The following is a 9553-nucleotide window of genomic DNA, read 5'->3' as shown; positions in this document are numbered from 1 at the left end:
GACCAACCCCTCGGCGATCGAGCGATGAACGATCAACCGCCGCAGCGAGGTGCAGCGTTGCCCCGCCGTCCCGGCCGCCGAAAACAGGATTGCGCGCTCGGCCAAATCGAGCGCCGCGCTCGGCGCGACGATCATCGCGTTGTTGCCGCCAAGCTCGAGCAGGGAGCGGCCGAATCGCTCGGCGACGAGCGGGCCGAGCGCGCGGCCCATGCGGGTCGATCCGGTCGCCGATACCAGCGCCATGCGCCGGTCGCCGGCCAGCGCCTCGCCGACCTCGCGCCCGCCTTGCGCAAGCTGTGCAAGCCCGTCGGGCGCATCGCCAAACCGCGCCAGCGCCCGGCCCAACACGGCCATCACCGCCGCGGCGGTCAGCGGGGTCTTCTCGCTCGGCTTCCACACCACCGGGTCGCCGCACACCAGCGCCAGCGCCGCGTTCCACGCCCACACCGCGACCGGGAAATTGAACGCGCTGATGATCAGCACCGGGCCGAGCGGATGCCATTGCTCGATCATCCGGTGGTCGGGCCGCTCGCTGGCGATAGTCAGGCCGTAAAGCTGGCGTGACAGCCCCACTGCATAATCGCAAATGTCGATCATCTCCTGGACCTCGCCGAGGCCTTCGGACAATATCTTGCCCGCTTCGAGCGTCACCAGCCGGGCAAGCGGCTCCTTTGCCGCGCGCAGTTCTTCGCCCAGCAGCCGCACCAATTCTCCCCGGCGCGGTGCCGGGACGGTGCGCCAATTGAGGAAGGCCTGTTGCGCCCGATCGCAGGAGTCCCCGACCTCCTCGAAGCTGGCGACGGCGACGCTGCCCATTACCTGGCCATCGATCGGCGAACGGCTGGCAAGTTCGCCCGTGCTGACGATGCCGAAACATCGCAGCAAATCCGTCGCTTCCTCTGCGGGACTCATACCTGCATCTCCTCGGCCCAGCCCTCCGCGCGGATCACAGAAGCAAAATGCAGCCCTGCATTAAATGACGCGGGCCGCGCCTGAAACCTTGATGCTGCTACCAGGCTGACTTGGGATGTCCGCGTACAGGAGCGACGGAACGCCCATATCTTCGCCCTGCGCGATTTGGATATGCCCACCGTGGGGCCACTCCACATCGCGCAAATACCCCGCGAAAGCTGCTGCTGCTGCACCCGTCGCCGGATCCTCGAAAACGCCGCCCGCGGCAAAGGCATTGCGGGCGTGGAAACGATCGGCGGCCTCCGCGTAAACCAGCGCGATCGTCGTCAGCTCCCACGTCCGCATCAGTTCGGCGCCGGCGTTCATGTCATAGTCCATCTCCGCCAACCGGCTTCGTGTAGACAAGCTCAACAAAAGGTGGCGCGCGCCCGCCTCCATGATCGCGGGCGGCAACCGAGAATCGAGGTCGCTTGCTGAAAGCGAGAATAAATCGAGTGCAGCAGCGATAAGTTGTTCGGACGCTGGAGCGCTGCGGGTTGGCGGTGACTGCAGCGCCGCGAAAAGGCCGCTGCCATTTTCCTCGCCTTGGACCGTGATCCGGGCGTCATTGAGCTGCAATTTGAAAATGCCAGCGCCATAGGAACTGGCCAGCGCCGCCCCCAAGGCGATAGTCGCATGTCCGCAAAATGGGACCTCCATGGCAGGGGCGAAATACCGAACTCGCCACCCATCGTCCAACGGAGCCGCGAAGGCAGTTTCCGAGTAACCGACTTCGGCCGCGAGCGACTGCATTTGCTGCTCGTCTGGAAGTTTTTCGGAAATCACGACGCCCGCCGGGTTCCCGCCATGCCCATCTTTGGAGAATGCGGCTATTCGTTGAACTTGCATGTCAAATTTTTCCCCGGAGAAACGTAGCCGTTAGATAGAAGGGGCGTTTCGTTTTCCAAGAGCGGAACTCATTTTAACATCCCCTGGGCCTTGGCCAAGGCAGCAACGCCGGCGTCGATCGTGTCGTCGCGCTTGGCGAAGCACAGCCGGATCAGTTGCCCTGACGAATTTTGGTCGGCAAAGGGCGACAGCGGCACCACGGCCACTCCGGCCTGCTCGACCACCCGTTTGGCGAAGCTTTCATCGTCAAGCGCAATCCCCGATGCGGCAAGGTCGACGCACAAGAAATAGGTCGATGCGCTCGGTAGAACGGCATAGCCCGTCCGCGTCAATCCCTCGCTCATCCGATCGCGTGCGCGTGCAAACCCCTGCCGCATCGGAGCCAGCCAAGCATCGCCCTCGGCCAGCCCGTAAGCCACTGCCGCCTGCAGATGGGGTGCCGAGGCGAAGGTCAAAAACTGATGCGCGCGCGCCGCCAACGTCGCTATCTCCGGCGCTGCTACTAGCCACCCGATCTTCCACCCGGTGAGCGAGAAAATCTTCCCCGCCGACCCGCATTTGATCGTTCGCTCGGCCATTCCCGGCAGCGAAGCGAATGGCACGAACGATTGCCCGTCCAGCAAAATATGCTCCCACACCTCATCGGCGATAACGATCAGATCGTACGCCCGCGCAACCTCCGCCACCGCCGCCAACTCCCCAGCGTCGAACAGCCGTCCGGTCGGATTATGGGGGTTGTTGAAGACGATCGCCCGGGTTTTGGGCGTGATCGCCGCTTCCAGCGCGTCCCGCTCGATCCGCCAGCCGGGCGGCGCCAGCCCCACTTCGCGCACCAGCCCGCCTGCGCGCCGAACCAGCGGGGCATAAGCGTCATAGGCCGGGGTCAGCACGATGACTTCATCGCCCTGGCTGACCGTCGCCAAAATCGCCGCCGCGAGCGCCTCGGTCGCACCACTGGTGACGCAAATATTTTCGGCGGACAGGTCAAGGCCCTGATGCCGGCCATAATGCGCCGCCACCGCCTCGCGCAACGCCGGCAACCCGCGTGACGGCGCATATTGGTTCGACCCTTCGCGCACCGCCTGCGCCGCCGCGTCGAGAATTTCCGGCGGCCAGCCGAAGTCGGGAAACCCCTGCCCCAGATTGACCGCGCCATGCTTCGCCGCGGCCAGGCTCATCCGCTCGAACACGCTCGTCGCCATCGTCTCGTAAAGGGGATTCACGCTACCGCCATTCTATGGATTGCGCAGGTCGAGGCCGGCTGACGGGTCGGCTGCCCCATGAAGGGTGCGCCCGATCAGCACTTCGTCGCCAATATACGCATAATAGAGGACATAGGTTCGGTCGAGCCAGGACCTTATATCCTCGCCCAGTTCCGAGCGTTCGCGGCCGATATCGGGATGCGCTTCGAGCAAGGTGAATGTGGTCTCGAAGCCGCGGATGAAATCGATCGCGGCGTCAACGCCCCATCGCTCGGCCCCATAGTCGGCGATGGCCAGAAGATCACGATCCGCCGCAGCCGTCCGGACGACCCTAGCCAAGCGCGCGGCGGCGTCCGGCCCGATCCTTCATCGCCTGCAGTAGCTGATCCCAACTCCGATCGCTCGGCCCGCTCTCAAATCCTTCGCGGACCTCATGCTTGAGCGCGCGCAGCTTGGCTTCCAGCTCCATCCGCTCTCGAACCAGATCGCGCAGGCAATCGCTGGCCGTGGCATAATCGCCATCGCTGACCTTGGCCTCGACCCACGCCCGCATCTTGTCGGTCACCGAAATATTCATCGTCGCCATGCCGGGATTCTGGTTCGCTTGGCAAAGATTGTCAAGATTCTCCGCCGAGCAAGTTCGCTATTTGCTCGCCGCCATAGCCCAACTCGGCCAGGATCGCCGCGCCGTCCTCGCCCTCGCGACGCGGCGGATCGGGACGATCTAGGCTCGTCGCCGAGTAGCGAGGCGCGGGGGCCGGCTGAAACACGCCGTCCAAATCAATGAAAGTTCGCCGGGCCACATTGTGCGGATGGACCGGGGCCTCGCCAAGGTCGAGCACCGGGGCAACGCACGCATCGGTCCCCGCGAAATGCGCCGCCCATTCGTCGCGCCTTCGCGCCGCGACCACGATCGCGATGTCGTCGCGGCTTGCATCGGGCGGAAGTGCAAGGCCCTTGAACAGGCTCGCGCGGAATTGCGGCTCGATCGCCCCTATGCTGACAAACTCGCCCCCGAGGCAGCGATAGATGCCATAGATCGGCTCGCCTCCGTCGAGCAGGTTGGCCTCGCGCTCGTCGCGCCACAGTCCGGCGGCCCGCAGGCCATAAGTCAGTGCTCCGATCAGGGCGGTGCCGTCGCTCATCGCCGCGTCGATCACCTGCCCCTGTCCGCCGCGTTGAACCGCCAGCAGAGCGGCGACCATGCCGAAGGCGAGCATCATGCCCCCGCCGGCGTAATCGCCCAAATAGTTGAGGGGAACGGCCGGCCGTTCCTTCGGTCCGATCCCGTGGAGCAGCCCGCTGATCGCGATATAGTTGATGTCGTGCCCAGCCTCCTGGGCGAGCGGCCCGGACTGGCCCCAGCCGGTGATCCGGCCATAGACCAGCTTCGGATTGGCCTCCAGTAACGGCTCCGGGCCAAGCCCCAGCCGCTCCATCACGCCCGGCCGATAACCTTCGATCAGCCCATCCGACCGCTCCGCCAAGCGGCGAACGACTGCGCGACACTCCTCGCGTTTCAAGTCCAGGCTAATCGACTTGCGGTTGCGAAGCAGCGGATCGTTGGGCACGCCGATCATCCCAGCGCGCTCGATGCGAATGACCTCGGCGCCATGATCGGCCAGCATCATCGCCGCGAACGGCCCTGGCCCCAAGCCTGCCATTTCGACAATCCTCAGTCCGTTGAGCGGTCCCGTCATGCATTCAAGCTAGCGACCGCCGCGTAGGCGGCAAGCGGCAAAGCGAAAAAGCTGTCCTACACGCCCGCTTTGCGCTTAGCCTGCCGCTCATGGGCAGCCGCTCGCTTGCAGAACAGTTGAAATCATCCCTCCCAGGGTACGCAACGCCCGCCGTTAGTGCGAACATTGGGAACATTGGGCCCGTCGTCGAACGGCTCGCCTGATGATCGACGCATCCGACCGCCCGCTGTTCAACGACGACCACCACGCCTTTCGCGATACGGTCCGCCGTGTCCTCGCCGCCGTCATCGCGCCGCGCCTCGATGCGCACGAGCATGACGGCATCGTCGAGCGCGAAGCATGGGCCAAGGTCGGCGCGGCCGGGTTGCTCTGCCCGCAAGTGCCCGAAGCCTATGGCGGCCCCGGCCTGGATTTCTCGTTCAACGCGATTGTTGCCGAGGAACTTGCCTGGCTCGGCTCGGCGGCCGGGTTCACCCTGCAATCGGACATCGTCTCCGACTATCTCGTCCACTACGGCAGCGAGGAGCAGAAGCGCCGCCACCTGCCAGGCATGGTCGATGGCACGACCATCTCCGCCATCGCCATGACCGAGCCCGGGGCGGGCAGCGATCTGCAAGGGATCAAGACCATCGCCCGCCGCGACGGCAACGGCTGGGTCCTTTCCGGCAGCAAGACTTACATCACCAATGGCCAGAGCGCCGAATTGATCATCGTCGCCGCGCGCACCACCGAGGAAGGCGGCGCTAAAGGCCTGTCGCTGTTCCTGGTCGAGGCCGGCGATGAGGGTTTTTCGCGCGGCCGCAACCTCGACAAGATCGGGCTGCACGGCAACGACACGTCGGAGCTGTTTTTCGACGCGGTCAAGCTCCCCGCCGACCGGCTGATCGGCGCAGAGAATGGCGGGTTCGCGATGCTGATGCAGCAACTGCCGCAGGAACGGCTGTCGATCGCCGTCCAGAGCCAGGCCGCCGCCCAGCGCGCGTTCGACGAGGCAGTCAAGTTCACGTCGGACCGCAAGGCGTTTGGCAAGCGCATCCTCGACTTCCAGAACAGCCGCTTCGCCCTCGCCGACTTGAAGGCGAAGCTTCAGGTCGGCTGGGCCCACCTCGACTGGGCGATCGGCCGCCACCTAGCGGGCAAGCTGACCCCCGCCGAAGCCAGCGCCGCGAAGCTTTGGCACAGCGAGATGCAATGGGAGGCCTGCGACCTGTCGCTCCAGCTTCACGGCGGCGCCGGCTATATGAACGAATATCCGATCGCCCGCCTATGGCGCGACGCCCGGGTCGCACGAATTTACGGCGGCACGTCGGAAATCATGAAAGAACTGATCGGCCGCTCGATTAGCTAAGCGACTGGCTGGGGCGGCAGGATTCGAACCTGCGAATGCCGGCATCAAAAGCCGGTGCCTTACCACTTGGCGACGCCCCAGCAGAGCGCTTCCATCAAGGACCGAAAGCGCGGATCGCGGGGCGGCTTATAGGGGTTTCAGCCCTTAAGAAAAGGGGTCAGGCGCTGCGTCGCTCGTGTGGGGCGTCGACCTCGGCCAACAGCTCGGCAGCGGCGACCGGCCTGCCAAAGTAGAAGCCTTGCAGCTGGTTGCAGCCGAGCGCGCGCATCGCCTCGGCCTGGACCTCGGTTTCGACCCCCTCGGCGGTGGTCTCGACCCCAAGCCCACGGGCCAGGGCCAGGATCGCATGGACGATCGCGACGCAGTCGGTTGCCCCTTCGGCCGCACCCCGTACGAAGCTCTGATCGATCTTGATCTTGGAAAATTGAGCGCGGCTCAAATAGCCGAAGGAGGAATAGCCCTTGCCGAAATCGTCGAGCACGAGACGAACGCCGAGCGCCCGCAATCGCTCGAGCGAGGCCAGCGTCGCGGCATCGTCGCCAAGAAACACGCTTTCGGTCACTTCGAGTTCGAGACGGCTCGGCTCGAGCCGGGTCGTGGCAAGCGCGCCGAGCACCGTCTTGGCGAGGCCGGCCCCACTCAGCTGAGCGGCCGAAATATTGACCGCCACGCGCAGCGGCCGGTCCCAGGTCACGGCTTCGGCGCAGGCCTCGCGGATAACCCAGTCGCCGATCTGGTGGATCAGCCCCGTGTCCTCGACAATCGGCACGAACTGGTCGGGCGGAATGTCGCCGCGGCGAGGATGGCGCCAGCGGAGCAGCGCCTCGCGCCCCAGCACCTCGCCGGTTTCAGCATCGACGATCGGTTGATAGGCGAGCGTCAGTCCGTCGCCGTTGAGCGCTTCGCGGACGTCCTGTTCGAGCAGACGGTGATCTTCGGCTTCGTCGAACATATAGGATTCGTAGAAGGCATAACCGCCGCGCCCTGCCTCCTTGGCGCGATAGAGCGCCAGATCGGCGCTGCTCATCAGCTGCTCCTCGCGATCACCGTCGACCGGGCCCACGGCAATGCCGACGGTCGCGCCGACGTGCAGCGTTGCCGCGCCGATCGACACGCTTTTCGACACTTCGGCGATGACCCGCTCGGCGACCCGGGAAAGCTCGGCCCGATCGGCCGAGCCATTCCACACGATGGCGAACTCGTCGCCGCCGATCCGCCCGACGCGGCCGTCGGGCGCAACGGCTCGCTCCAGCCTTCGCCCGATCTCGATCAGCAACTGGTCGCCGATCGCATGACCCAATGTGTCATTGACCAACTTGAAGCGGTCCAGATCGACCAGCAACAGGGCGCAGGCGCCCTGCCCTTCCCATTGCCGCAGCACAGCCTCCTCAAGAAGTTCGCGGACCAGCAGACGGTTGGCCAGTCCGGTCAATGGGTCAGTGCGCGCGGCACGAACGGCGTCGTCGCCCGACAGGCGCGAATCGGTGATGTCCGAAGCCACGCCGCGCCAGCCGACCAGATTGCCGTGCTCGTCGCGGATCGGCTTGCCTGACAGCGACCACCAACGCTCGCGGTTCGCGGATGGGATCGCCCGATCGCGAAACGGTTCCCCGCCCTCCAAATCCTCGAACAATTGCCGCATACCGGTCGACAGTGCGGCGATCTGGCCATCCGGATCGAGCAGGCGGGAATAATGGCTGCCCATCAGCCGATCCTCGTCGAAGCCGATCGCCTGCAGCAATTCTGCCGAAATTTTCACGAAGCGGCGCTCGCTGTCGAGCTCCCAAAGGCCGCCCGACCCGGAGGCTTCGAATTCGCGCAGAAGCTGGATGATTTCGCCTTGTTCGCGCAGTTCGATTCGGTCGCGAGTGTGGGCGATGAACTGGCGCGCGGTGCTGAGCACGTTGATCACCAACACGCCAGCATAGACAAGCACCAGTCCGAACACCGACCGGTTGTCGAACTTTAGCGCCAGCGAGGCGCAACCGATGCTCAAGATACCAATGTAGAGCAACGCCGCCTGAGGCAGCGAGATGAGCGTCATGCTGCCAGCGCTCAGCAGGGCGGCGATGGTCACGCACATGAAGATTTGCTCGGGATGTCCGGCGGCGTCGAACCAGGCCAGCGGGGGCACCAGCCACAGCGCGGCCAGCAGCGCCACCACCGCGCAGATCGTTTCGAGCCTTGCCGGATGCCGCTGAGCATAGTCGGGATCGATCCTCAGCCGTACCGCGCGGACGCCGCGCATGAAGCACAGCAACAACGCCGCACCGAACCACAGGCCAAGTTGGAAATTATCGATCGCGCCGCGCAGTCCCACCACCATCACCGCTGCGGTGAGCACCTGGACCGCTACGGTTGCCGGGACCAGGCGCACAAACGCATCGATCTGCGCCTGCCGCACGGCGCGCGAAATACGGTCGGGCAGCGGCGCAACGGACAAGACGTCGCGAATGCGCAAGCGACGTGCATGGGCGCGCCGGTCCTTGTCGATGATCCCCGCCCCGCGCGCCACTCGATACCGATCCCGCCTCTTGCCCCGATCATCCGGCAACGCGAGCGATAGCCTGCGAAAAACGAAGAAACAATGAACGGCGATGCCGCGCGCCGGTCAAAAGCGGCGGTTGACTAGGTCGTCGTAATCGCGTTGCAGCTGCCGCGACATCTCGCCCACCTCGAAGCTCCACGGGCCGGCCGACTTGACCAAGGTGACCTCGGCGGCCGAACCGGTCAGGAAGAATTGCTCGAAGCTCTCCAGCTCGTCGGGCCAGATTGCCTTTTCGATCACCTCGATCCCGCGTTGCTCGGCGAGCCCGATCACCGTTTGCCGGGTGATGCCATCGAGGAAACAGTCGGGGGTTGGGGTGTACAGCTTTCCGTCGCGTACGAAGAAAACGTTGGCGCCGGTCGCCTCAGCCACCTGCCCGCGCCAGTCGAACATCAGCGCATCGTCGAAGCCGCGGTCGTCCGCATGCTTCTTGGAAAGCGACGCGATCATGTAGAGGCCGGCGGCTTTCGAATGGACCGGAGCGGTATGGGGCGCCGGCCGGCGCCAGGGCGCGATGTCCAGCCGGATACCCTTGGCCGCGATCTCCGGCGCAAAATATTTGCCCCATTCCCAGGCAGCGACGGCCAAATGCGGTTTGGTCCCTTTCGGGGAGACTCCCATCTGTTCCGACCCGCGCCAAGCGACCGGACGGAGGTAGGCGTCGGTCAAACCGCTTGCCTTCAGCGCTTCGTTGCAGGCCGCGTCGATCTCCTCGACCGACCAAGGCAGGTCGAAGCCCAGGATCGAGGCCGAATTGCGCAGCCGGGCGCTGTGGTCGCTGAGACGGAAAATCACCCCGCCGTAGGCACGCTGACCTTCGAACACCGACGAAGCATAGTGCATCGCATGGGTCAGGACATGGACGTTCGCCTCGCGCCACTGTACGAGCTTGCCGTCGACCCAGATCCACCCGTCGCGATCGTCGAAGCTGCGCGTGTCCGCCATTTCAGTCCCT

General features: G+C 64.9%; 9 protein-coding genes and 1 tRNA gene. 1 reads left to right on the top strand and 9 read right to left on the bottom strand.

Features of this window, described 5'->3' with window-relative positions:
- From H0W65_RS07450 to H0W65_RS07425, 6 genes are all read right to left on the bottom strand, one after another.
- Nucleotides 1-912, bottom strand: a 912-nt coding sequence (locus tag H0W65_RS07450) for an aldehyde dehydrogenase family protein (protein ID WP_294006018.1), incomplete at its 3' end; no start/stop codon positions are given.
- 60 nt (nucleotides 913-972) lie between these two features.
- Nucleotides 973-1800, bottom strand: coding sequence for a PhzF family phenazine biosynthesis protein (locus H0W65_RS07445; protein ID WP_294006016.1), 828 nt, complete (start codon nucleotides 1798-1800; stop codon nucleotides 973-975).
- A 68-nt stretch (nucleotides 1801-1868) separates the two neighbouring features.
- Nucleotides 1869-3023, bottom strand: a complete 1155-nt coding sequence (locus tag H0W65_RS07440) for an aminotransferase (RefSeq protein WP_294006013.1) — start codon at nucleotides 3021-3023, stop codon at nucleotides 1869-1871.
- Between the two features lie 12 nt (nucleotides 3024-3035).
- Nucleotides 3036-3341: a type II toxin-antitoxin system RelE/ParE family toxin gene (locus H0W65_RS07435; RefSeq protein WP_294006011.1), complete on the bottom strand. Its 306-nt coding sequence runs from the start codon at nucleotides 3339-3341 to the stop codon at nucleotides 3036-3038.
- Nucleotides 3334-3588, bottom strand: a complete 255-nt coding sequence (locus H0W65_RS07430) for a type II toxin-antitoxin system ParD family antitoxin (protein ID WP_294006008.1) — start codon at nucleotides 3586-3588, stop codon at nucleotides 3334-3336. The genes H0W65_RS07435 and H0W65_RS07430 overlap by 8 nt, the downstream gene beginning before the upstream one ends.
- A 31-nt stretch (nucleotides 3589-3619) precedes the next feature.
- The gene (locus H0W65_RS07425; protein WP_294006005.1) at nucleotides 3620-4702 is read right to left on the bottom strand and encodes a CaiB/BaiF CoA-transferase family protein; all 1083 of its coding nucleotides are present in this window, start codon (nucleotides 4700-4702) and stop codon (nucleotides 3620-3622) included.
- Nucleotides 4703-4904: 202 nt separating this feature from the next.
- Here H0W65_RS07425 and H0W65_RS07420 point away from each other — a divergent pair, with 202 nt between their 5' ends.
- A complete protein-coding gene (locus tag H0W65_RS07420) occupies nucleotides 4905-6050 on the top strand; it encodes an acyl-CoA dehydrogenase family protein (protein WP_294006002.1) in 1146 nt (381 codons plus the stop codon).
- 5 nt (nucleotides 6051-6055) lie between these two features.
- Here the strand turns inward: H0W65_RS07420 and H0W65_RS07415 are convergent.
- The 3 genes from H0W65_RS07415 to H0W65_RS07405 all read right to left on the bottom strand — a co-directional run bounded on the left by H0W65_RS07415 (nucleotide 6056) and on the right by H0W65_RS07405 (nucleotide 9543).
- Nucleotides 6056-6130 (bottom strand) — tRNA-Gln (locus H0W65_RS07415).
- A gap of 77 nt (nucleotides 6131-6207) precedes the next feature.
- A complete protein-coding gene (locus H0W65_RS07410) occupies nucleotides 6208-8493 on the bottom strand; it encodes an EAL domain-containing protein (protein ID WP_294005999.1) in 2286 nt (761 codons plus the stop codon).
- Between the two features lie 168 nt (nucleotides 8494-8661).
- Nucleotides 8662-9543 (bottom strand): branched-chain amino acid aminotransferase, encoded by an 882-nt coding sequence (locus H0W65_RS07405; protein WP_294005996.1) that lies wholly within the window; start codon nucleotides 9541-9543, stop codon nucleotides 8662-8664.
- Nucleotides 9544-9553 lie beyond the last annotated feature (10 nt).

Source organism: Sphingomonas sp. (genome assembly GCF_013816785.1).
GTDB lineage: Bacteria > Pseudomonadota > Alphaproteobacteria > Sphingomonadales > Sphingomonadaceae > Sphingomicrobium.
This window is presented reverse-complemented; position numbering and strand designations above follow the sequence as displayed.

Bases quoted from the DNA above. Each gene is read 5' to 3' on its own strand.
- H0W65_RS07445 (WP_294006016.1), bottom strand. From the start codon at position 1,800: ATGCAAGTTCAACGAATAGCCGCATTCTCCAAAGATGGGCATGGCGGG.
- H0W65_RS07430 (WP_294006008.1), bottom strand. From the start codon at position 3,588: ATGGCGACGATGAATATTTCGGTGACCGACAAGATGCGGGCGTGGGTC.
- H0W65_RS07425 (WP_294006005.1), bottom strand. From the start codon at position 4,702: ATGACGGGACCGCTCAACGGACTGAGGATTGTCGAAATGGCAGGCTTG.
- H0W65_RS07420 (WP_294006002.1), top strand. From the start codon at position 4,905: ATGATCGACGCATCCGACCGCCCGCTGTTCAACGACGACCACCACGCC.
- H0W65_RS07405 (WP_294005996.1), bottom strand. From the start codon at position 9,543: ATGGCGGACACGCGCAGCTTCGACGATCGCGACGGGTGGATCTGGGTC.